General features: G+C 61.6%; 22 protein-coding genes. 10 read left to right on the forward strand and 12 right to left on the reverse strand.

All coding sequences use genetic code 11. The features are described from left to right. Nucleotides 1-15 precede the first annotated feature (15 nt). Entirely contained in the window at nucleotides 16-336 is a 321-nt protein-coding gene (locus KHO53_RS22620; RefSeq protein ID WP_213570899.1) for a cupredoxin domain-containing protein, read from the reverse strand. After that, nucleotides 337-867: an iron transporter gene (locus tag KHO53_RS22625; RefSeq protein WP_213570900.1), complete on the reverse strand. Its 531-nt coding sequence runs from the start codon at nucleotides 865-867 to the stop codon at nucleotides 337-339. A gap of 174 nt (nucleotides 868-1041) precedes the next feature. Here KHO53_RS22625 and KHO53_RS22630 point away from each other — a divergent pair, with 174 nt between their 5' ends. Beyond that, the gene (locus tag KHO53_RS22630; RefSeq protein WP_010221960.1) at nucleotides 1042-1257 is read left to right on the forward strand and encodes a DUF3079 domain-containing protein; all 216 of its coding nucleotides are present in this window, start codon (nucleotides 1042-1044) and stop codon (nucleotides 1255-1257) included. A 16-nt stretch (nucleotides 1258-1273) separates the two neighbouring features. Here the strand turns inward: KHO53_RS22630 and KHO53_RS22635 are convergent, their stop codons facing one another. From KHO53_RS22635 to KHO53_RS22645, 3 genes are all read right to left on the reverse strand, one after another. After that, nucleotides 1274-1522, reverse strand: coding sequence for a hypothetical protein (locus KHO53_RS22635; RefSeq protein ID WP_010221961.1), 249 nt, complete (start codon nucleotides 1520-1522; stop codon nucleotides 1274-1276). Nucleotides 1523-1627: 105 nt separating this feature from the next. Further along, the gene (locus KHO53_RS22640) at nucleotides 1628-2671 is read right to left on the reverse strand and encodes an LLM class flavin-dependent oxidoreductase (protein ID WP_213570901.1); all 1044 of its coding nucleotides are present in this window, start codon (nucleotides 2669-2671) and stop codon (nucleotides 1628-1630) included. Nucleotides 2672-2765: 94 nt separating this feature from the next. Further along, nucleotides 2766-3251, reverse strand: coding sequence for a flavin reductase family protein (locus KHO53_RS22645; RefSeq protein ID WP_036995864.1), 486 nt, complete (start codon nucleotides 3249-3251; stop codon nucleotides 2766-2768). Nucleotides 3252-3575: 324 nt separating this feature from the next. Between KHO53_RS22645 and KHO53_RS22650 the strand changes: the two genes are divergently transcribed. Then, entirely contained in the window at nucleotides 3576-4988 is a 1413-nt protein-coding gene (locus tag KHO53_RS22650) for a purine-cytosine permease family protein (RefSeq protein WP_036995863.1), read from the forward strand. A gap of 273 nt (nucleotides 4989-5261) precedes the next feature. On the opposite strand, the gene gloA is transcribed toward KHO53_RS22650, so the two are convergent. Next, the gene (gene gloA / locus KHO53_RS22655) at nucleotides 5262-5783 is read right to left on the reverse strand and encodes a lactoylglutathione lyase (RefSeq protein WP_010221965.1); all 522 of its coding nucleotides are present in this window, start codon (nucleotides 5781-5783) and stop codon (nucleotides 5262-5264) included. A gap of 216 nt (nucleotides 5784-5999) precedes the next feature. Beyond that, nucleotides 6000-6359: a histone-like nucleoid-structuring protein, MvaT/MvaU family gene (locus KHO53_RS22660; RefSeq protein WP_036995862.1), complete on the reverse strand. Its 360-nt coding sequence runs from the start codon at nucleotides 6357-6359 to the stop codon at nucleotides 6000-6002. Between the two features lie 365 nt (nucleotides 6360-6724). Here KHO53_RS22660 and KHO53_RS22665 point away from each other — a divergent pair, with 365 nt between their 5' ends. Together KHO53_RS22665 and cobF are read left to right on the forward strand one after the other, a co-directional pair. Beyond that, the gene (locus KHO53_RS22665) at nucleotides 6725-8014 is read left to right on the forward strand and encodes an OprD family porin (RefSeq protein WP_010221967.1); all 1290 of its coding nucleotides are present in this window, start codon (nucleotides 6725-6727) and stop codon (nucleotides 8012-8014) included. 72 nt (nucleotides 8015-8086) lie between these two features. Beyond that, entirely contained in the window at nucleotides 8087-8836 is a 750-nt protein-coding gene (gene cobF / locus KHO53_RS22670; RefSeq protein WP_010221968.1) for a precorrin-6A synthase (deacetylating), read from the forward strand. Here the strand turns inward: cobF and KHO53_RS22675 are convergent. Both KHO53_RS22675 and KHO53_RS22680 read right to left on the reverse strand, forming a co-directional pair. After that, complete coding sequence (locus tag KHO53_RS22675) at nucleotides 8802-10121, reverse strand: glycosyltransferase (RefSeq protein ID WP_213570902.1); 1320 nt, start codon at nucleotides 10119-10121, stop codon at nucleotides 8802-8804. The two genes, cobF and KHO53_RS22675, sit on opposite strands and share 35 nt — an antisense overlap. Nucleotides 10122-10173: 52 nt before the next feature. Continuing rightward, entirely contained in the window at nucleotides 10174-10545 is a 372-nt protein-coding gene (locus KHO53_RS22680; protein ID WP_010221970.1) for a response regulator, read from the reverse strand. Between the two features lie 296 nt (nucleotides 10546-10841). Here KHO53_RS22680 and KHO53_RS22685 point away from each other — a divergent pair, with 296 nt between their 5' ends. The 6 genes from KHO53_RS22685 to KHO53_RS22710 all read left to right on the forward strand — a co-directional run bounded on the left by KHO53_RS22685 (nucleotide 10842) and on the right by KHO53_RS22710 (nucleotide 17695). Then, nucleotides 10842-14324 (forward strand): response regulator, encoded by a 3483-nt coding sequence (locus tag KHO53_RS22685; protein WP_213570903.1) that lies wholly within the window; start codon nucleotides 10842-10844, stop codon nucleotides 14322-14324. Continuing rightward, a complete protein-coding gene (locus KHO53_RS22690; protein ID WP_213570904.1) occupies nucleotides 14321-15142 on the forward strand; it encodes a CheR family methyltransferase in 822 nt (273 codons plus the stop codon). Before KHO53_RS22685 ends, KHO53_RS22690 begins: the two co-directional genes overlap by 4 nt. Further along, nucleotides 15139-15714, forward strand: a complete 576-nt coding sequence (locus KHO53_RS22695; RefSeq protein ID WP_036995859.1) for a chemotaxis protein CheB — start codon at nucleotides 15139-15141, stop codon at nucleotides 15712-15714. Before KHO53_RS22690 ends, KHO53_RS22695 begins: the two co-directional genes overlap by 4 nt. Further along, the gene (locus tag KHO53_RS22700) at nucleotides 15708-16934 is read left to right on the forward strand and encodes a hybrid sensor histidine kinase/response regulator (protein WP_010221974.1); all 1227 of its coding nucleotides are present in this window, start codon (nucleotides 15708-15710) and stop codon (nucleotides 16932-16934) included. Before KHO53_RS22695 ends, KHO53_RS22700 begins: the two co-directional genes overlap by 7 nt. Nucleotides 16935-16987: 53 nt before the next feature. Next, entirely contained in the window at nucleotides 16988-17365 is a 378-nt protein-coding gene (locus tag KHO53_RS22705; protein WP_213570905.1) for a response regulator, read from the forward strand. Between the two features lie 81 nt (nucleotides 17366-17446). Continuing rightward, nucleotides 17447-17695 (forward strand): PAAR domain-containing protein, encoded by a 249-nt coding sequence (locus KHO53_RS22710; RefSeq protein ID WP_145959295.1) that lies wholly within the window; start codon nucleotides 17447-17449, stop codon nucleotides 17693-17695. 1 nt (nucleotide 17696) lies between these two features. On the opposite strand, the gene KHO53_RS22715 is transcribed toward KHO53_RS22710, so the two are convergent. From KHO53_RS22715 to KHO53_RS22725, 3 genes are read right to left on the reverse strand one after another with little or no spacing between them, the layout of a single operon-like run. Beyond that, nucleotides 17697-18290: a TetR/AcrR family transcriptional regulator gene (locus tag KHO53_RS22715; RefSeq protein ID WP_010221976.1), complete on the reverse strand. Its 594-nt coding sequence runs from the start codon at nucleotides 18288-18290 to the stop codon at nucleotides 17697-17699. Between the two features lie 11 nt (nucleotides 18291-18301). Then, the gene (locus tag KHO53_RS22720; RefSeq protein ID WP_010221977.1) at nucleotides 18302-19150 is read right to left on the reverse strand and encodes a 3-hydroxybutyryl-CoA dehydrogenase; all 849 of its coding nucleotides are present in this window, start codon (nucleotides 19148-19150) and stop codon (nucleotides 18302-18304) included. A 14-nt stretch (nucleotides 19151-19164) separates the two neighbouring features. After that, a complete protein-coding gene (locus KHO53_RS22725) occupies nucleotides 19165-20349 on the reverse strand; it encodes an acetyl-CoA C-acyltransferase family protein (RefSeq protein ID WP_036995856.1) in 1185 nt (394 codons plus the stop codon). Between the last annotated feature and the right edge of the window lie 54 nt (nucleotides 20350-20403).

Genomic DNA, 20403 nt, shown 5'->3' on the forward strand with positions numbered 1-20403 from the left:
CCTCCTGCACGCGGGTTATTTGGCCAGGATGCCGCCTTCGGGCAACTGCGGATTGAACTCGTCGAAAAACGGATAGTGGCCGGGGCGCAGCGGGTGGATGACGACAAAGCTGGTCACCTCGGGCGACAGTACTTTCTCGACCCGCAGCGGCGTGCTTTCGAATTCCGCCGGGCCTTCGCCGAGGTTCTTCAGGACGATCTTGAAACGCTGCCCGGCTGGCACTTCGAGCAGGGCGGGGGTGAAGTGGCCGTCGCGCAGGATCAGCTCGAAGCTCGGCAACGGCGCGGCGCTCAGCGGCAAGGCCGCACAGGCGAGCAACAGGGCCAGGGCTTTCATTCAGTAACCGCCTTTCTTGCCGATCCCGGCATAGACGAACTCGTAGTGCAGTTCACAGCGTTCGAACCACGGCTCGACCCCGGTTTCCTTGTCGGTATGGCGGCCCAATGCACCATGGCCAGCCGGTGGCAGCAGGGTGAAGGTCAGCCGGTACTTGCCCGGGCCCTGGAGCTTGACGTTGTCGCCATAGTGCGGCCCGTCGTTGGCGACCATGGCGTGGAAATCGCCGCGGATGGGTGTGTCGCTGCCTTGCTTTTGCAGGCTGAAGGCGACGCTCAGGTAGGGCACGAAACTGCCTTCCTGAAAGCCCTGGCGATTGTTTTCGGTGGCCCGTACATCGGCTTCCAGGTGGATGTCGGAATCGGCGGTGGCGCGCATCATCCCGGCCGGGGCCATTTCGATCGGCTGCAGGTACACCGCACCGACCTCAAGGCCCGGGCACAATTGCGGCTCGCCAATGGGGTATTCCTTGGCGTGGGCAAGCGGGGCGATCAGGAGCAAGGCAAGAGGGAGCGAAAGGGCGCTACGCATGATGACGTCCAGGGCTGAGCAATGGGAGCCCGAGTCTAGGAAGCTTCTGTGCGAACAATAATGATTATTATCAATTTTACGGGATATCGGTCAGCGTCCTTGATCTGCATCAAGGGCAATGCCTGACCCGCGCAGTAGCGTGGAGGCTCGCCCATTGCCTGCCTGAGGCATTTCATGGCCAAGCCCTTTCCCATCAGCCCCAAGCACCCCGAGCGCATCTGCTGGGGGTGCGATCGCTACTGCGCGGCCAACGCCCTGGCCTGCGGCAACGGCGCCGACCGCACCATGCACCCGGCGGAAGTGTTCGGTGAGGACTGGAACGAGCAAGGTGATTACGGGCTGGCGTTGCCGGAGCAGCAGGGCCCCGCTCAGGATCAGGGGGCCACATAGGTGCACTGTTGTTCAGTCAAAACAGCTGTTGACGCTTATCCAGTTGCTGGTCGACCAGCCATTTGCCGTGCGCCAGTGATGCGTGCTGGGCGTTATCAAGGTCGGCCAGGTAGGCCATCTTCACCGGCAGCGACAAGCGCCGGCTGGTGTGGCCCTCGGGATCGGTAATCAGGCATCCGGCGTTGTAGGGCGTGGGGATGCCCGGGTGGGTTTCGACGCTGGCGGTGATGGTGTGGTTGCGATGCACGCATTGAAGGGTCTTCATCGTCCTTACCTCGCTGCTGTGGTATCGAAAGCGCACCAGTCAGGGCGCTTTTTCGGGTATACCACAGCAGCCGTGCGGCTGGATCCGGGCCGACGAACGTGACCGTCAGCGGAACGCCGGCACCACTTCGTTGATGAACAGTTCCAGGGACTTTCTCTTTTCGGCATGGGGCAGGCTGTTGTCGCACCAGAAGCTGAACTCGTCGACCCCCAGCTCCTGGTAGTAGCGGATGCGCGCGATGATTTCTGCCGGGGTGCCGATCATGGTGTTCTTGCGGATGTTGTCCAGTTCGAACTCCGGACGTTCCTTGAATTTCTCTTCCGGGCTTGGTGCCAGGAAGCCGTTGTTGGGTACCTGCTTGTTGCCGAACCAGGCATCGAAGGTCCGGTAGAAACGCGAGATGGCCTGGGCGCCGACTTTCCAGCCGTCGGCGTCATCCGCGGCATGCACGTGGGTGTGGCGTAGCACCATCAATTGCGGGCGCGGTACCTCGGGGTTGTTGGCCAGGGCTGCCTCGAACTTGTTCGTAAGGTCCAGGACTTCTTCATCGCCTTTCATCAATGGCGTGACCATGACGTTGCAGCCGTGCTTGATTGCGAAGTTGTGCGAGTCCGGATCGCGCGCGGCGATCCACATCGCAGGCATGGGCTGCTGGATCGGCTTGGGCACGCAGGTCGAGGTGGGGAATTTCCAGATCTCGCCATCGTGGGCGTAGTCGCCTTGCCACAAGGCGCGCACCACCGGCACCATCTCCCGCAGGGCCTGGCCGCCTTCGGACGCCGGCATGCCAGCGGCCATGCGGTCGAATTCGAACTGGTAGGCGCCGCGGGCCAGGCCCACTTCCATGCGCCCGTTGCTGATCACATCAAGCAGGGCGCATTCACCGGCCACCCGCAACGGGTGCCAGAACGGCGCAATGATGGTCCCGGCACCCAGGTGAATGGTGCTGGTGCGCGCCGCCAGGTAGGCCAGCAGCGGCATGGGGCTGGGCGAGATGGTGTATTCCATGGCGTGGTGTTCGCCGATCCATACGGTGCTGAAACCGCCGTCTTCGGCCATCAGGGTCAGTTCGGTGAGGTCTTCGAACAGCTGGCGGTGGCTGACCTGTTCATCCCAACGTTCCATGTGTACGAACAACGAAAATTTCATAACGCATTCCTCGGATCTTGTTGTAGGTCGCCTGTCGGATCAGGCGGCATGACTCTCGACCTGCGCCCTGCGCCTGTCGTAAGAATAGTGCGGCTCAGGCGAAGGCTGGCAGTTCGGCCATCTTGCCGCGGCAGTACACCAGCGGGCTGGGGGCTTGCTCGGGGACGATGAGGTTTTTCACCGCGCCGACCATGATCGCGTGGTCGCCGCCTTCATATTCGCGCCACAGCTCGCATTCGATGATTGCCGTGGCGTTGGCCAGCAATGGATTGCCCAGTGCGCTCAGGGTCCAGTCGATGCCCTGGGCCTTGTCTTTGCCTTTGCGCGCAAAGGCATAGGCTTCGGCCTGTTGGGCACCGGACAGCAAGTGGATGGCGAAGCGCTTGTTGCGGATCAGCACCGGGTAGGAGTCGGAGCTGTAGTTGGGGCAGAACAGCACCAGCGGCGGCTCCATGGACAGCGAGCTGAAGGCGCTGGCGGTCAGGCCGACGACCTGGCCGTCGTCGTCCAGGGTGGTTATCACCGTGACGCCGGACGGGAAGGAGCCCAGGACGTTCTTGTAGACGGTTGCGTCGATCATGGCGTGGTCCTCGGAAGCAGCGGTGGTCCGCGTTTTTGTTTGATGTGTCTGATGGTATACCGTAATACCTGATTTGCAAGTGGAATTTTAAGTCGCGACGAGTGGCCCAGGATTACGCTAAAGGCCAGTAAACACGGGGCTTACAGCGTTTTTCAAAGGAAAATGGCGAGGTCAAGATCAGATCAGTTGCAGGCAAAATAGCCGGATCAGTCTTGTGGAAAAGATGGAATACCATAATATGGTTCGCAGCTGAGAGGCCGTTTCGAACACTCCGCAAGCGGTTTCCTACAAAGATAAAAACAGAACCTTTCGAGCTTATTGCCCATGTCCCAGCCGTCTTCGCAACATCAGTTGATCGAAAACCATACGGTCGATTACGTACCGCCCACCGAGCGCCACGGCAAGGCGCGCGATCTATTCACCCTGTGGTTCAGCACCAACATCGCGCCGCTGCCGATTGTCACCGGGGCGATGGTGGTCCAGGTGTTCCAGCTCGACTTTTTCTGGGGAATGCTGGCGATCGTGCTGGGGCATCTGCTCGGGGGCATCGTCATCGCCCTGGCGTCGGCCCAGGGGCCGCAGATGGGCATCCCGCAAATGGTTCAGAGCCGCGGGCAGTTCGGCCGCTATGGCGCGCTGCTGATTGTGTTCTTTGCCGCCATCATCTATGTCGGTTTCTTTATTTCCAACATCGTCCTGGCTGGCAAGTCGATCCACGGCATTGCCCCGAGCGTGCCGATGCCGGCGGCAATCGTCATCGGCGCCCTGAGTGCCACGGCCATCGGTGTGATCGGCTATCGCTTCATACATACCCTCAACCGCATCGGTACCTGGGTGATGGGCTCGGCATTGCTGGCGGGCTTTTTGATGATCTTCGCCCAGGAGCTGCCGGCCGACTTCTTCAGCCGTGGCGGTTTCAACCTGTCGGGCTGGGTCGCAACCCTGTCGCTGGGGGTGATCTGGCAGATCAGCTTTTCCCCTTACGTGTCCGACTATTCACGTTACCTGCCGCGTGAAGTGGGCATCGCACGGCCGTTCTGGGCTACCTATTTTGGCGCGACCCTGGGCACCATCCTGTCGTTCGGCTTTGGTGTCGTTGCTGTGCTGGCCGTGCCAGAGGGGACCGAGGCGATGGCGGCGGTGGAGCAGGCCACCGGTTGGTTGGGGCCGATCCTGATGGTGTTGTTCCTGCTCAACATCATCAGCCACAACGCCCTTAACCTGTATGGCGCGGTGCTGTCGATCGTGACCTCGATCCAGACCTTTGCCAGCCGCTGGACGCCGAGCATCAAACTGCGAGTGGTGCTGGCCAGTGTGATTTTGCTGGGTTGCTGCCTGGTAGCGTTGAGCGCCTCGGCGGACTTCATCGGCCAGTTCATCGGCCTGATCCTGGCACTACTGCTGGTACTGGTGCCCTGGGCGTCGATCAACCTCATCGACTTCTACCTGATCAAGCGCGGCAACTATGACATTGCCTCGATCTTTCGTGCCGATGGTGGAGTCTACGGGCGCTTCAATGCCCATGCGATCATCGCGTATGCCTGCGGGATTGTGGTGCAACTGCCGTTTGCCAATACGTCGTTGTATGTCGGGCCGTATGCCAATCTGGTGGAGGGTGCGGACTTGTCGTGGCTGATCGGGCTGCTGGTGACGTGCCCGTTGTATTACTGCCTGGCGACCCGGGGGCGGGGTCAGCTGGTACAGATCCAATGCAGGAGCGGGCTAGACCCGCGATGAGGCCAATACAGCCAGCACATCAGGAGTTGCCTGGATTACGACCTCTGTGGGAGCTGGCCTTGCCAGCGATGGGGCCAGTACAGCCAGCACATCAGTGTTGCCTGGATTACGACCTCTGTGGGAGCTGGCCTTGCCAGCGATGAGGCCAGTACAGCCAGCACATCAAGTGTTGCCTGGATTACGACCGCTTCGCGCTCGATCGCTGGCAAGGCCAGCTCCCACAAGTCCGGCGTACACATATCCACTGTGGGAGCCAGTATCGAAAGGCCTTGATCAGAACTCGGTCGGCTGAATGATCTCGACCCAGTAATCATCCGGGTCCTTGATAAATGCCAGGTGCTTCATGCGGCCGTCGCTCAGGCGCTTCTGGAAGGCGACGCCCAGTTGCTCGAAACGCTCGCACGCTGCACGGATATCCGGCACCGAGATGCAGATATGGCCGAAACCGCGCGGGTCGGTGTTGCCGTTGTGGTAGGCAAAGTCGGCATCGTTCTCGGTACCGTGGTTGTGGGTCAGCTCGAGGATGCCAGGGATCGACTTCATCCACTCGGTGCGCTTGGCAGCATCCGCCGGAATCTGCGCCTTGTCGACCAGGGCGAGGAAGTACAGGCTGAACTCGGCTTGCGGGAAGTCGCGCTTCTCCACCAGGCTGAAGCCCAGGACGCGGGTGTAGAAGTCCAGGGACTTGGCAACGTCCTTGACTCGCAGCATGGTGTGGTTGAAAACGAAGTTGTGGGTCGCGGCATCCGGTTGCGCGGTGACACCGGGGAGGGTGTCGAGATGGTTCAGGCTCATGGGCTCTCCGCATTTGAGGCTGGCAACAGCGCTGCCAGCAAAACAGTCAGGGCGTCATGATACGGAACTGAAGCGATTGCGCAAACGATTTGCGCCCCGCCTTTGTGGGGCGGGGCGCAAGAATTAGAAGCCCGCCGAAGCGGGCGTATGGGGCGCTAGTCCGTTAGCAGCCTTCATCCTGATCCAGTCGATGTGAAAAATGTGTGAAGGTGTTTTCTACTTGCGCAACCAGCTGTCGACTGTCTTGGCACCGTACTGTTCCTTCCAGGCTTTCAGCCCGCGGTGGTTGCCGCCTTTGGTCTCGATCAGCTCGCCGGTGTGCGGGTTTTCATAGACCTTTACCACCCGTGCGCGACGCTGTTTGGGCGCGCTGACCGAGCCTTTATGGGCGGCTTTGGGGTCGAGGATGGCAATAATATCGCGCAGGCCCTTGTCGTAGTGTTTCATCAGGTCGACAAGTTTTTTCTCGAACTCGATTTCACGCTTGAGGCCGGCGTCCTTTTTCAGCGCCTCCAATTGCGCCATTTGTTCCTGAAGGGCCTTTTCGGCTGCGCGGAACTCTGCAAGTCTGGACACTGTCATCACTCCTTTAAGTCTGCAGTGGCCCGGCATGCGTGAAGATCAGCAACATTCTGTATAACGCAGCCGCCACCGGGTTGGGCACAACATCGCACTAATTAAGAGTGTAGTAGTCGGTGCGCAGCGGGTAAACATTAAACTTTTATATTGCTGGTTATGGAACTTTCTTAATTACGCCTCCTCCCCGCGTAAAGAACTAGTGGGTGCTGGGGTTGGTGCCTTAGACCATGGTCCAATGGCCCGTTCCAGAGCGGTTGCGAGATGATGAACGGTCAACGTCGACTGTCGTCGGCGCTGGGAGCATTGTCGGCGCCGGGATCTGCGCCGGCTGTTTTTTGCCTTTCTTTCGGATTTCGCTTCTCATGTTTGCCCCATACCCTCTCGCGCCCGGGCGCAGCCTTGTTGGCCTGCTCGCGATGTTTGCTGCTGTCTCGACTCAGGCCGCTGGTTTTCTAGAAGACAGCAGCGCCAAAGTCGAAGCACGCAACGTCTACTTCAACCGTGACTTCCGTGATGGTCATACCAGTTCCAATCAGGGCGGATCGAAACGTGAAGAGTGGGCCCAGGGCTTTATTCTGAATGTACAGTCCGGCTATACCGAAGGCACTGTAGGATTTGGTGTTGATGCATTGGGTATGCTCGGGTTTAAACTCGACTCCAGCCCGGCCGACAGTAACAGTGGTCTGTTGCCGTCCAGCGGGCACGATCCGCGTCGTTCGGTAGACCAGTACGCGAAGATGGGTGTGGCCGGCAAGATGCGTTACTCGCAGACCGTGCTCAAGGTCGGTTCGATGTTGCCGGACATGCCGTTGCTCAAGTACAACGACGGCCGTTTGCTGCCGACCATGTTCCAGGGCGCGATGCTGACCTCGGAAGAGTTCAAGGACCTGAAGTTCACCGTGGCGCGCCTGGACAAGTACACCGCCCGGGACTCTACCGACCGCCAGGACATTCGTGTTCACTGCAAGAACAAACGCTACGCCTGCGATACCACGGCCGATCATTTCGACATGGCCGGCGTCGACTACAAGTTCAACGATCGCCTGAGTGCGCAGTATCAGGTGGCCAAACTTGAAAACATCTACCGTCAGCACTTCTTTGGCCTGGTCGCCAGCCAGCCGCTGAGTGTCGGCAGCCTGTCGGCAGACCTGCGCTTGATCAAGAGCGATGACATCGGCCGCGCGCGTGCCGGCGATATCGATCACCGCGCCTTCAGCGGCATGCTCGGTTATAGCCTGGGCGGGCACAAGATCAGCGCCGGCTGGCAGCGCATGTACGGCGAGAATGCCATGCCATACCTGGATGGCAGCAACCCGTACCTGGTCAACTATGCCCAGGTCAACGACTTCGCTGCGGCCCAGGAGCGTTCCTGGCAGCTGCGCTACGATTACGACTTCAAGGCCATGGGTGTACCGGGCCTGAGCTTCTTTACCCGCTACATCAACGGCGACCATATCAAGGTCCCGGGCAGCCTGGCCGAGGGCAAGGAGTGGGAACGCGACAGCGAGCTCAAGTACCAGATCCAGAGCGGCACCTTCAAGGATGTCAGCGTACGCCTGCGTAACTCGACCTACCGCAGCAACTACGAGAAGTATGCCCGTGACATGGACGAAACCCGGGTGATCGTCAGCTACAACTTCTCGATCTTCTAACCAACAGTACGTTGCCATTGCGCGCCGGCCAGCCGACTATAGGGGCTGGCCGGGCCATGGAAACGACGTGCGATGAAACAACTGCTGTTGATTGGGATCGGGCCGGGCAATCCGCGCCAGATCACCCTTGAAGCCATCGACGGGCTCAACCGTGCCCAGGTGTTCTTCGTGCTCGACAAGGGCGCGGTCAAGGATGAGTTGCTGCAACTGCGCAAAAACATCCTTGAGCGTTTTGTCGATCGGCCCGGGTACCGCCTGGTGCAGGTCGACGACCCGCTGCGCGATGGCGCGGCCAGCGACTATGTCGGCGCGGTGCAGGCGTGGCACCAGCAGCGTGCAGCGCTGTATGCCAACCTGATCGACAACGAACTGGCTGACGGCGAATGCGGCGCTTTCCTGCTCTGGGGCGAGCCGACGCTGTATGACAGCACCCTGCGCATTCTTGAGTTGGTACAGGCCGCAGGCTTGCCGCTGAGCCTTGAAGTGATCCCCGGCATCAGCAGCGTCCAGGCCCTGGCCGCCGCTCACCGCATCCCCTTGAACCGTATTGGTGAACCCCTGACCGTGCTGCCCGGGCGGCGCCTGGCTGAACAGCCACGCATCGACAACCTGGTGGTCATGCTCGATGGCCAGTGTGCCTTTGCGGCGCTGGATGACCCGCAGTTGCACATCTACTGGGGCGCTTACCTGGGCACCGCCGACCAGATCCTGATTGCCGGGCCGTTGCTTGCGGTCAAGGCGCAGATCCTCGCCGCCCGAGAACAGGCGCGGGCGCGCAAGGGCTGGATCATGGACACTTATCTGCTGCGTCGGCCGCTGTAGCCAGGCGGTTCTTGGCCTCGATCCACTGGGCCATGTACTGGGTGCTCTTGTGCTGGTGGTGACGGAGCATGGCGCCGGTGAAGTTGAACAGCCGGTGCTGGTCGAGGTCGGCCAGGGCGTATTCGATCCGTTCGACCAGGGCGCTGGCGTGCTGGCGTCGGTCGTAGCGTGCGCTGAGCAAGCGGCGCGCGTCCTGCTGAGCCTGGTTCCAGCGCGTTTCATCGCTGTACAGCGTTGCTGCGGCTTCGGCCAGGCCTTCGGCGGTGTCGGCGATCGCCCCAGGCCAGGGCAGGGCGCCATGCATGGCTTCGGCGCCGATGGGGGTGGTGACGCTGGGCGTGCCGCATTGCATGGCATCGGTAAGCTTGCCCTTGATCCCGGCGCCAAAGCGCAGCGGTGCCAGGCAGATGCGCGCGTTGCTCATCACTTGCAGGGCGTCTTCGGCCCAGTTCATGATGTGAAAGCCTTCGCCCGGTTTATGCAGGGCGGTGGCCTTGGGCGGAGTGTAGGCGCCGTAGATATGCAACTGCGCTTGCGGCAGGCGCCGACGGATCATCGGCCACAGGCTGTTCTTCATCCACAGCACGGCATCCCAGTTCGGTGCATGGCGAAAGTTGCCGATGCTGAGGAAATGCGCACGCTCGGCGAATGGTTTGAACGGCTCGCTGGGCGCATCGAGCATCAACGGGCACCAGTGCAGCAGGTGCTCGGGCACGCCGAAGCCATTGAGCAGCAGGTCGATCTCGACATCGGAGATCATCAGGCTCAGATCGCTGCGGTAGATGGCGGCGAGTTCGCGCAAGGTCAGGTCGGCGCTGGCCATCTGCCGATAGAGGTCGGGGCCGGACGTGTTGAATAGCGCGCGAAAGTCATTCGGGTCCAGGCCCTCGACCAGGCGCCTGCGCAGCAATTGCTGACGGGCATCGCGCAGGCTTTGCAGGTCGGAGGTTTCCAGCACGCGCAGGGCGTTGGGGCAGTGTTTTTCGACGCGCCAGCCGAACTGCTCTTCCATCATGAAACGGTCGAACAGCACCACGTCCGGGGCCAGTTCGCTGACAAAGCGGTCGAAGCTGCTGTCGTTGAGGGCGATGGCCTGTTCGGCAATGCCCAGGCTGGCCAGGTCGGCCTTGTGCTCGCCGATGGCTGCGGGGCTGCTGAAGGTAATGCGCCAGCCGCGCTGCACGGAGCTTTCAAGGATCTGCATCATGTGCGAGCCGGCAGCTGATGAGCGTGGCTCGGGCCAGACGTAGCCTATGACCAGGACGTTGAGGGCGCGGGTGAGCATGGCGATCGGGGACCTTGGCAAAAGCGCGTATTAAAGCAGATTCCACCTCCACTTATCCTTGAACTGCCGGGAGAATGCCCTGCACTGTGTCACGCAACTGATCAATGCTGAACGGCTTGGCGATCTGGTGCATGCCAGCCGGCACCTCCAGGTTGTCGCCATAGCCACTGGCAAACAGCACCGGCAATGCCGGGCGCAACTTCCGGGCCTCGACGGCCAAGGCCTTGCCGTCCATGTCCGGCAGGCCGACATCGGTCATCAGCAACGCCAACGGTTGTTGCAGATCTTTCAATGTCTTCAGTGCCGCTTGAGCATCGGCAGCTTCGAGCACCTGATAGCCAAGCTCTACCAGCACCTCGACCGTCAGCATGCGCACGATAGCGTCATCTTCGACGACGAGCAGGGGCTGGGGTGTCTGCGCCATGGTGGGTTTCCTGTACAAAAAGTCTGTGCATTATCTGTAAGCCGGGCACGCCTTGAGGTTCCCTCTACGCTGGATAAAGCTTCCCGAATGAGCAGCATAGCGGTCTATCAGAAAGCAGGGAACGTTTGCGCAAGGTACCGCTCAAATGCTGGCTAAATGCCCTACCAGAATGGCCAAAGGCGTTTAGACTCGGAGTAGGAAAGGCTGGCAGAGTGGCCTCTCCAGCGGAAAACAGAACGATTATTCGAAAATCCACCACACTCTTTCGTTTGCTTCCTTTGCTCGGGCGTCTTGAGATGATTCAACCAGCCTCAATCGATCAGCGTAGCTTCCGTAAACTGTTGGCCCGCAACATCGGCCTGCCCCTGGGGGTTGGACTGCTCAGTGCCGTGGTGTTCGTGACCATCATCAGTTACCTGTTGTCGGCGATCCAACGGGTCGAGCATACCGACCGGGTGATCAACAATGCCAACGAGACGATCAAGCTCTCGATCGACATGGAAACCGGCATGCGCGGCTTCCTGCTCACCGGCGAAGAGCGCTTCCTGGACCCCTATGCAGTGGCCAAGCCGCAGGTGATGGTCGGGATCAAAGGCCTGGAGCAACTGGTGGCTGACAACCCGCAACAGGTCGATCGCCTGGAACGTGTGCTGGGCCTGCAGGAAGAATGGAACGCCTTCGCCAACACGATGATCAGCCTGCGCCGTGACAACGGCAATTATCGCCAGGCTATCGGTTCGGGGCGGGGCAAGCGCCTGACTGATCAGATCCGCAAGGAATTCGACGCGTTCATTGCCATGGAGCAACAGTTGCGGGTGGCACGCAACGACAAGGTCAATACCACCACCCTGGTGTCGATCTCCGTGTACCTGGTGTTTGTCATCCTGCTCAGCGCCCTGCTGGCCTACCTGGGCCGCCGCGACCTGTTGGCGCTGTCCAGCCGCTATGCCAGCAGCCTTGAGTCGCAGCAACGTGCCAACCAGCGCCTGGAGCGCCAGGCCTGGTTGCGTACCGGGCAGACCGAGCTGGCCGGCCAGGTACTGGGACAGTTGACCCTGCCGATGCTCGGCAACAATATCCTGCGCTTCTTTGCCGGTTACCTGGGCAGCGCCGTGGGTGCCCTGTATGTCCGCGACGAGCACGGTGGGTTGCGCCGGATGGCCAGCTACGGGCTGTCAGCCGAACAGGCTGCGCAGGATCAGGTCGTCGGCAGCCAGGAAGGTATTCTGGCCCAGGCAGTGATTCAGGAGCGCCTGCTGCGCCTGGACGATCTGCCGGCTGATTATTTCAAGGTCAGCAGTGGCCTGGGCGAGGGTTTGCCACGTAGCGTGCTGGTGATCCCGACCCGCAACGACGGGCAAGTCAATGGCGTGGTCGAACTGGGCTTTTTGCGCAGCCTGGATGAGCGCGAGCTGGAGTTCCTCGAGCTGGTTGCCGGCAACCTGGGCACCTCGATCGAAAGCGCGCGCTACCGCCAGCGCCTGCAAGAGGTGCTGGCTGAAACCCAGCAGCTCAACGAAGAGTTGCAGGTCCAGCAGGAAGAGCTGAAAACGGCCAACGAGGAGCTTGAAGAACAGTCGCGGGTACTCAAAGAGTCCCAGGCCCACCTGGAAATCCAACAGGCCGAGCTTGAACAGACCAACGAGCAACTGGCCGAGCGCACCGAAGCGCTGGCCGAACAGCGGGATGTCCTGGATCGCAAGAACGGCGAGCTGAACGAGGCCCAGGTCGAGCTGCAGGAGCGCGCCGAAGAGCTGCAGCGCTCAAGCAAGTACAAGTCCGAGTTCCTCGCCAACATGTCCCACGAGCTGCGTACGCCGCTCAACAGTTCACTGATCCTGGCCAAGTTGCTGGCCGAGAACGCCGAAGAGAATCTGACCGACGAGCAGGTCAAGTTTGCCGAGTCGATCTATTCGGCGGGCAATGACCTGCTCAACCTGATCAATGACATCCTCGATATCGCCAAGGTCGAGGCCGGCAAGCTTGAAGTGCGTCCGGAAACCACCCACGTGGCGCGACTGACCGAAGGCTTGCGCACGCTGTTCGAGCCGCTGGCCAATGAGAAGCAGCTGGGCTTCACCGTCTCGGTCGAGCCGCAGGTGCCGCCGACCCTGTACACCGACCGCCAGCGCCTGGAGCAGATCCTCAAGAACCTGCTGTCCAACGCCGTGAAGTTCACCGAGCGCGGCGAGGTGAGCCTGAGTGTTGGCTGGCAGGCCGGCGCGGGTATCGTTTTCTCGGTGCGCGACAGCGGCATCGGGATTGCCGCCGATCAGCAGCAGAGCATTTTCGAAGCGTTCCACCAGGCCGACGGCACCACCAACCGCCGCTATGGCGGCACCGGCCTCGGCTTGTCCATTTCACGGGACCTGGCGCAGCTGCTTGGCGGCCAGATCAGCGTCGACAGCAGCCTGGGCAAGGGCAGCGTGTTCAGCTTGACCCTGCCGGAGCGTTACGAGCCGATTGTTGATCAAGGCCCGGCGGTGATCGTGCATCAGCCAGCCGTGGTGGTCGCCGCCCCCGCGCCTGAAGTTGAGCCAGCGTCATGCCAGGCGCCGGGTTTTGCCGACGACCGCGACCAGGCGCCGTTCAGCAACCGCTGCATCCTGGTGATCGAGGACGAGCCGAATTTTGCCCGCATCCTCTACGACCTGGCCCATGAGCTGGGCTACAGCTGCCTGGTCGCCCAGGCTGCCGACGAGGGCTTTGAGCTGGCGGCAAGCTTCATCCCCGACGCGGTGTTGCTGGACATGCGCCTGCCGGATCATTCCGGGCTGACCGTGCTGCAGCGGCTCAAGGAGCAGGCCAGTACCCGGCACATTCCGGTGCATGTGATCTCGGTCGAGGACCGGGTCGAGGCAGCGCTGCACATGGGCGCCATTGGCTACGCGGTAAAACCGGCCACCCGTGAAGAACTCAAGCAGGTGTTCGCCCGCCTTGAAGCCAAGCTGACCCAAAAGCTCAAGCACATCCTGCTGGTCGAGGATGACGACCTGCAGCGCGAGAGCATCGCCCGCCTGATCGGCGACGAAGACATCGAGATCACCGCCGTGGGCATGGCCCAGCAAGCCCTGGACCTGCTGCGCGAGAATATCTACGACTGCATGATCATCGACCTCAAGCTGCCGGACATGCTCGGCAACGAATTGCTCAAGCGCATGTCCGACGACGACATCCGCGCGTTCCCGCCGGTGATCGTCTACACCGGGCGCAACCTGACCCGCGAAGAAGAGGCCGACCTGCTCAAGTACTCGCGCTCGATCATCATCAAGGGCGCGCGCTCGCCTGAGCGCCTGCTCGATGAAGTGACGCTGTTTCTGCACAAAGTCGAATCCACGTTGTCCCATGAGCGACAGCGCATGCTCAAGACCGCGCGCAGCCGCGACAAGGTCTTCGAAGGGCGCAAGCTGCTGCTGGTGGATGACGACGTACGTAACATCTTTGCCCTGACCAGCGCCCTGGAGCACAAGGGGGCGATTGTCGAGATCGGGCGCAATGGCCGCGAAGCCATCGAGCGCCTGGAGCTGCACGAGGACATCGACCTGGTGCTGATGGACGTGATGATGCCGGAGATGGACGGCTATGAAGCCACCCGCCTGATCCGCAAGGACCCGCGCTGGCGCAAGCTGCCGATCATCGCCGTCACCGCCAAGGCGATGAAGGATGACCAGGAGCGTTGCCTGCAAGCCGGGGCCAACGACTACCTGGCCAAGCCCATCGACCTGGACCGCCTGTTCTCGCTGATCCGTGTCTGGCTGCCGCAACTGGAGCGAATTTGAGTATTGAACGCAACACCGATATTGAAATCCGGCTGTTGATCGAGGCGATCTACCTCAAGTACAGCTACGACTTTCGCGATTACTCCGGCGCCTCGATCAAGCGCCGGATCCAGTACGCCTTGCGTCAGTTCGACTGCAAGACCGTCTCGGCCCTGCAGGAGCGGGTGCTGCACGATTCGGGCATGTTCATGCAGTTGCTGCAGTTCCTGACCATCCCGGTCAGCGAGATGTTCCGCGACCCCGAGCACTTGCTCGCGGTACGCCAGGAAGTGGTGCCGCTGCTGCGCACCTGGCCGTCGATCAAGATCTGGATCGCTGGCTGCAGTACCGGCGAGGAGGTCTATTCGATGGCCATCCTGCTGCGTGAGGAGGGCTTGCTGGAACGCACCATCATCTATGCCACCGACATCAACCCCAGCTCCCTGGAGAAAGCCAAGCAGGGCATCTACAGCATGCAGAACATGCGCCTGTATGCCGAAAACTACCGCAAGGCAGGCGGGCGGGGCGAGCTCAGCGACTACTACACCGCGGCCTATGGCAACGCCATCGTCGACAGCAGCCTGCGCGACAACGTGACCTTCGCCGACCATAGCCTGGCGACCGACAGCGTGTTCTCCGAAACCCAGTTGATCTCCTGCCGCAACGTGCTGATCTACTTCAACAAGACCCTCCAGGACCGCGCCTTCGGCCTGTTCCACGAGTCGCTGTGTCATCGCGGCTTCCTGGTGCTGGGCAGCAAGGAAACACTGGACTTCTCGGCCTATTCCGACAAGTTCGAGGCGCTGGTCAAGCCCGAACGGATCTACCGCAAATCATGAACGGGGTCCAGGCGATTGCCCTTGGCGCCTCGGCAGGGGGCGTCACTGCCTTGCTCACGGTGTTGCACGCCTTGCCGCCAGCGTTTCGCATTCCGATGCTATGTGTGCTGCACCTGCCGGACGACCGCCATAGCCACCTGGCCGAGGTTCTTGGCCGAAGGCTCAAATGCCCGGTGCATGAAGCCCGTGACAAGGAGGACATCGCTCCCGGCACCCTCTACGTCGCCGGGCCGGGGTATCACCTGTCAGTGGAACGCGACCACAGCCTGTCGTTGAGCCAGGAAGAACGCGTGCATTTTTCCCGGCCGTCGATCGACGTGTTGTTCGAGTCGGCGGCCGACGCCTACGGCCCGGGCCTGCTCGGGGTGCTCCTGACCGGCGCCAATGAAGACGGTGCCCACGGCCTGGCACGGATCAAGCAACAGGGCGGGCGCACTGTCGTGCAGGACCCCTCGCAGGCGCAAGCGTCGACCATGCCGCGTGCGGCGCTGGCGTTGCACCAGCCCGACTACATACTCCCCTTGAATGGCATCGGGCAATTGCTCGCCAGCCTGGAAGCCCCTGAATGCTAAGGCACATACAAGCAAAACTGCTGATCGTCGATGACCTGCCAGAGAACCTGCTGGCCCTGGAGGCATTGATCAAAGGCGAAGACCGCGAGGTGCACCAGGCCCAGTCTGCCGACCAGGCCCTGGCGCTGTTGCTCGAACACGAGTTCGCCCTGGCGATCCTTGATGTGCAAATGCCCGGAATGAACGGCTTCGAACTGGCCGAGCTGATGCGCGGCACCGAGAAGACCAAGAACATTCCCATTGTCTTTGTCAGCGCCGCCGGGCGCGAGATGAACTACGCCTTCAAAGGGTATGAAAGTGGCGCGGTGGATTTTCTGCACAAGCCCCTGGACAGCCTGGCGGTCAAAAGCAAGGTGACGGTGTTCGTCGACCTGTTCCGCCAGCGCAAGGCCCTTGGTCAGCAACTGGAAGCCCTGCAGCGCAGCCGCGAGGAGCAGGAACAGCTGCTGGCGCAGTTGCAGGTCACCCGCCGCGAGCTCGAACATGCTGTGCGCATGCGCGATGACTTCATGTCGATCGTCTCCCATGAAGTGCGCACGCCGTTGAACGGCCTGATCCTGGAAACCCAGCTGCGTAAGTTGCACTTGGCCAAGGGCAACGCCGATGCCTTCACCCTGGACAAGCTGCGCGCCATGGTCGAGCGTGACGAGCGGCAGATCAACAGCCTGATCCGCTTGATTGAAGACATGCTCGACGTCTCGCGGATCCGCACCGGCAAGCTCTCCATACGCCCTGGCCAGTTCGACCTGGGGCAATTGGTCGGCGGCTTGATCGAAAACTTCCAGGCCCAGGCCGTGGCCGCCGAGTCGCAGCTCGAATTCAACGCGGGTGTCACGCTGGCGGGGATGTGGGATGAGTTCCGGATCGAGCAGGTGGTCGCCAACCTGCTGACCAACGCCCTGCGCTACGGGGCGAAAAAACCGGTGCAGGTGCGCACCTTCGAGCAGGGCGGCATGGCCTGTGTGGAGGTGCGCGACCATGGCATCGGCATCAGTGAGCACAACCAGCAGCGGATCTTCCAGCAGTTCGAACGGGTCGCCTCCAGCCAGAGCAGCGCGGGGCTGGGCCTTGGCCTGTATATTTCCGAGCAGATCGTCCTGGCCCATGGCGGCAGCATCGGCGTGCACAGCGTCGAGGGTGAGGGCGCGACCTTTACCGTGCGTCTGCCGCTGCCGCAGGCATTGCGTGAAAATGGCCGGTCGCAGGCAACCTCTGCCTGAGGCCAGGGTCGTATGGCGATGTTATCGAGCATTTTAGAGAGCAAGGCATTGGCATGAGTGAAGATGCGCAGGACGTCGTACTGGTGGTCGAAGACGAGCCGGTGATTCGCATGGTTCTCGAGGACTACCTCAAGGGTGAGGGTTACCACGTGCTGGTGGCGCAAGACGGCAAGCAGGCCTTCGATATTCTGGCGCGCAAGCCGCACCTGGACCTGATCGTCACTGACATGCGTTTGCCGGGCGGGATCTGCGGGGTACAGATCGCCGAGCCCGCCGTCAAACTGAGGCCGGACTTGAAGGTGATCTTCATCAGCGGTTACCCGGCAGAAATCCGCGAATCAGGCAGCCCGATCGCCTTCACGGCGCCAATCCTGGCCAAGCCGTTTGACCTGGACAGCCTGCGTGACCAGATTCAGGAGCTGTTGCGCTAGTGTCCTGGTGACACTTCCCACGCTATCCCTCACAGGTGGCTGATTTCCCTCACCGTGCAAAAAGCGTCCGATAGCTACCTTGTGAATCGCCACAGGGAACAGGCGCTGCGCTTTATCGTCCGGCAGGGGGACGCCACCAGTACCGGTGGTGAGGCACGTGGTGGTTGTACACAACATCCGCTAGGTGGTCGGGCCATTGCACGAATCGGCGACCCGTCTATTGCCCGCGCTGTCGGTCGCATCGTGCCATCGGGAGACAGCTACCTGCCACTGGAACCCGAGTCCCAAGCCTGCATCGACGCCCATGGCATTCCCTACAGCGCCTGGTGACTCATGCCATCGAATTCAGGCTTTCACCGCGCAAGGTCCGCTCGATCCCGCCCAACAGCATGCTTTCCATCAGCGCCAGGCCCTGGGCCTGGGGCAGTTGCGAGGCTTGCAGCCAGCCAGGCAGGCTGTTGAGCAAGTTGGCGATGACATGGGCAGTGACTTCAAGTGCCTTGCCGCGCAAGGTTGCCTTGGGCACTAACAGACGCAGCAGAGCGCTTTCATACTGTTGACGTAATTGGCCGATGTGAACCTGTTGCTCAGCACTCAGGCAGCACAAGTCACGCTCGGCCAGACGAAACTGCAGCGGCCGCTCGGCATGCAAGCCCCAGTGGGCGGCAATCACCTCGCCCAAGGTCTGCTGCTGGGCTCGACGTCCCGGGTTGAGCGTGGCCAACAACTCCTCGAACAGCTCTTCGATCAGATCGAACAGCAAGTGCTGTTTGCTCGGAAAGTGGTGGTACAAGGAGCCTGCCGTCAGCCCCAGGTGCGCGGCCAGTTCACGCATGCTGACCTGGCCGAACCCCTTCTCGGCGAACAACTCCAGGGCCTTGTCACGCCGCTCTTCAAAGTTCGCACAGCGCAAAGCGGCGTCCATGGCAGGGCTCCCTAGTAGGTGAAGAAACCGCGACCGCTCTTGCGCCCCAGGTAGCCGGCGGCAACCATTTCCTTGAGCAGCGGAGCAGGGCGGTATTTGCTGTCGTTGTAGCCTTCGTGGAAGGCTTCGATGATTGCCAGCAGGGTGTCCAGGCCGATCAGGTCGGCCAGGGCCAGCGGGCCGATCGGCTGGTTGCAGCCCAGGCGCATGCCGGTGTCGATGTCTTCGGCGCTGGCCAGGCCTTCCTGGAGGACGAAGATCGCTTCGTTGATCATCGGCACCAGGATGCGATTGACCACAAAGCCCGGGCGGTTGCCGGCACTGATCGGCGTCTTGCCGACTTTCTCGGTCAGGGCCAGAGCCTTGGCGTAGGTGGCATCACTGGTTTGCAGGCCGCGAATGATCTCGACCAGGGCCATCATCGGCACCGGGTTGAAGAAGTGCACGCCAATAAAGCGCTCAGGCAGGCCGACCGCCGCGCCCAGTTGGGTGATTGACAGCGACGAGGTGTTGGTGGCAATCACGCACTGGTCGCTGACGCTGGCGGCGATCTGCTTAAGGATGCGCAGCTTGAGCTCGAGGTTTTCAGTGGCGGCCTCAATGACCAGCCCGGCCTGCTGCAGCTGCCCGTAGTCGGTGCTGGTGCGAATCCGCACCAGCGCCGCTTCGGCGTCTTCAGCGGTGAGGGTCTGCTTGCTGACCTGGCGCTCGAGGTTCTTGCGCAAGGTGGCGACGCCGCGCTCCAGGGCCGCGTCGGTCACATCGATCAGGGTGACCTGGTAACCGGCCAGCGCACAGACCTGGGCAATACCGTTGCCCATGGTGCCGGCGCCGATCACGGCAATATTTTCAATACTCAACTTAAACTCCTTGCTCAAACGCGTTCGAAGACGATGGCGATGCCCTGGCCGCCACCGATGCACATGGTTGCCAGAGCGTAGCGGCCCTGAATGCGCTGCAGTTCATGGATGGCCTTGGTGGCGATGATAGCGCCCGTGGCGCCGACCGGGTGCCCCAGGGAAATGCCCGAACCGTTGGGGTTGACCTTTTCCGGGTCGAAGCCCAGTTCACCGGCGACTGCACAGGCCTGTGCGGCGAAGGCTTCGTTGGACTCGATCACATCGAGGTCGGCGACGCTGAGGCCGGCCTTGTCCAGCACCTTGCGGGTTGCCGGTACCGGGCCCAGGCCCATCAGTTCGGGCTCGACGCCAGCGTGGGCGTAGGCTACCAGGCGCGCCAAAGGCTGCAAGTTATGGCGTTTGACGAAGTCACCGGTAGCCAGCACCAGTGCCCCAGCACCGTCGTTCAGGCCACTGGCGTTGCCGGCGGTGACGGTACCGTCTTTCTTGAACACGGCCTTCATGCCAGCGAGCTGCTCGGCGGTTACTTCGCCGCGTACGTGCTCGTCGACCTCGAAGCGTACCGGGCCTTTGCGGCTGGGAATCTCGATCGGCACGATCTGGCTGGCGAAGCGGCCTTCGGCGATGGCGCGGGCGGCGCGGCGCTGGCTGGTCAGGGCCAGTTCATCCTGCATCTGGCGGGTGATGCCATTGCGCTCGGCAACGTTCTCGGCGGTGATGCCCATATGAAAGCCGGCGAACGGGTCGTGGAGGATGCCGAGCATATAGTCGACGCCCTGCAGATCACCCATGCGCGCACCCCAGCGGGCTTGCGGCAGCAGGTAAGGGCCGCGGCTCATGGATTCGGCGCCAGCGGCGACAACCGCTTCGGCATCGCCCAGCAGCAGGCTTTGCGCGGCTGAAACGATGGCCTGCAGGCCCGAGCCGCACAGACGGTTGACATTGAAGGCCGGGGTTTCCTTGGGAATACCGGCGTTCATCGCCGCGACCCGGGCCAGGTAAGCGTCGCGCGCCTCGGTCGGAATGACGTTGCCCATGACCACATGGCCGATCTGTTCGGGTGCCACACCGGCGCGCTCGATGGCGGCGCGGGTCACGCTGCTGGCCAGATCCGCCAGGGGCAGGTCCTTGAGGGCGCCGCCGAAGCTGCCGATGGCCGAGCGTACGGCGCTGACTACGTAGATGTCCGGGGTATTCATGATCGACTCCAGTGTGCGAAAGCGTGGCGTGGCGGGGCTGGCGTCTGCCAGAAT

It is taken from the genome of Pseudomonas sp. RC2C2 (genome assembly GCF_018390435.1).
Classification (GTDB): Bacteria; Pseudomonadota; Gammaproteobacteria; order Pseudomonadales; family Pseudomonadaceae; genus Aquipseudomonas; species Aquipseudomonas donghuensis.

Bases quoted from the DNA above. Each gene is read 5' to 3' on its own strand.
- KHO53_RS22620 (WP_213570899.1), bottom strand. From the start codon at position 336: ATGAAAGCCCTGGCCCTGTTGCTCGCCTGTGCGGCCTTGCCGCTGAGC.
- KHO53_RS22625 (WP_213570900.1), bottom strand. From the start codon at position 867: ATGCGTAGCGCCCTTTCGCTCCCTCTTGCCTTGCTCCTGATCGCCCCG.
- KHO53_RS22630 (WP_010221960.1), top strand. From the start codon at position 1,042: ATGGCCAAGCCCTTTCCCATCAGCCCCAAGCACCCCGAGCGCATCTGC.
- KHO53_RS22635 (WP_010221961.1), bottom strand. From the start codon at position 1,522: ATGAAGACCCTTCAATGCGTGCATCGCAACCACACCATCACCGCCAGC.
- KHO53_RS22640 (WP_213570901.1), bottom strand. From the start codon at position 2,671: ATGAAATTTTCGTTGTTCGTACACATGGAACGTTGGGATGAACAGGTC.
- KHO53_RS22645 (WP_036995864.1), bottom strand. From the start codon at position 3,251: ATGATCGACGCAACCGTCTACAAGAACGTCCTGGGCTCCTTCCCGTCC.
- KHO53_RS22650 (WP_036995863.1), top strand. From the start codon at position 3,576: ATGTCCCAGCCGTCTTCGCAACATCAGTTGATCGAAAACCATACGGTC.
- gloA (WP_010221965.1), bottom strand. From the start codon at position 5,783: ATGAGCCTGAACCATCTCGACACCCTCCCCGGTGTCACCGCGCAACCG.
- KHO53_RS22665 (WP_010221967.1), top strand. From the start codon at position 6,725: ATGTTTGCCCCATACCCTCTCGCGCCCGGGCGCAGCCTTGTTGGCCTG.
- cobF (WP_010221968.1), top strand. From the start codon at position 8,087: ATGAAACAACTGCTGTTGATTGGGATCGGGCCGGGCAATCCGCGCCAG.
- KHO53_RS22675 (WP_213570902.1), bottom strand. From the start codon at position 10,121: ATGCTCACCCGCGCCCTCAACGTCCTGGTCATAGGCTACGTCTGGCCC.
- KHO53_RS22680 (WP_010221970.1), bottom strand. From the start codon at position 10,545: ATGGCGCAGACACCCCAGCCCCTGCTCGTCGTCGAAGATGACGCTATC.
- KHO53_RS22685 (WP_213570903.1), top strand. From the start codon at position 10,842: ATGATTCAACCAGCCTCAATCGATCAGCGTAGCTTCCGTAAACTGTTG.
- KHO53_RS22695 (WP_036995859.1), top strand. From the start codon at position 15,139: ATGAACGGGGTCCAGGCGATTGCCCTTGGCGCCTCGGCAGGGGGCGTC.
- KHO53_RS22700 (WP_010221974.1), top strand. From the start codon at position 15,708: ATGCTAAGGCACATACAAGCAAAACTGCTGATCGTCGATGACCTGCCA.
- KHO53_RS22705 (WP_213570905.1), top strand. From the start codon at position 16,988: ATGAGTGAAGATGCGCAGGACGTCGTACTGGTGGTCGAAGACGAGCCG.
- KHO53_RS22715 (WP_010221976.1), bottom strand. From the start codon at position 18,290: ATGGACGCCGCTTTGCGCTGTGCGAACTTTGAAGAGCGGCGTGACAAG.
- KHO53_RS22725 (WP_036995856.1), bottom strand. From the start codon at position 20,349: ATGAATACCCCGGACATCTACGTAGTCAGCGCCGTACGCTCGGCCATC.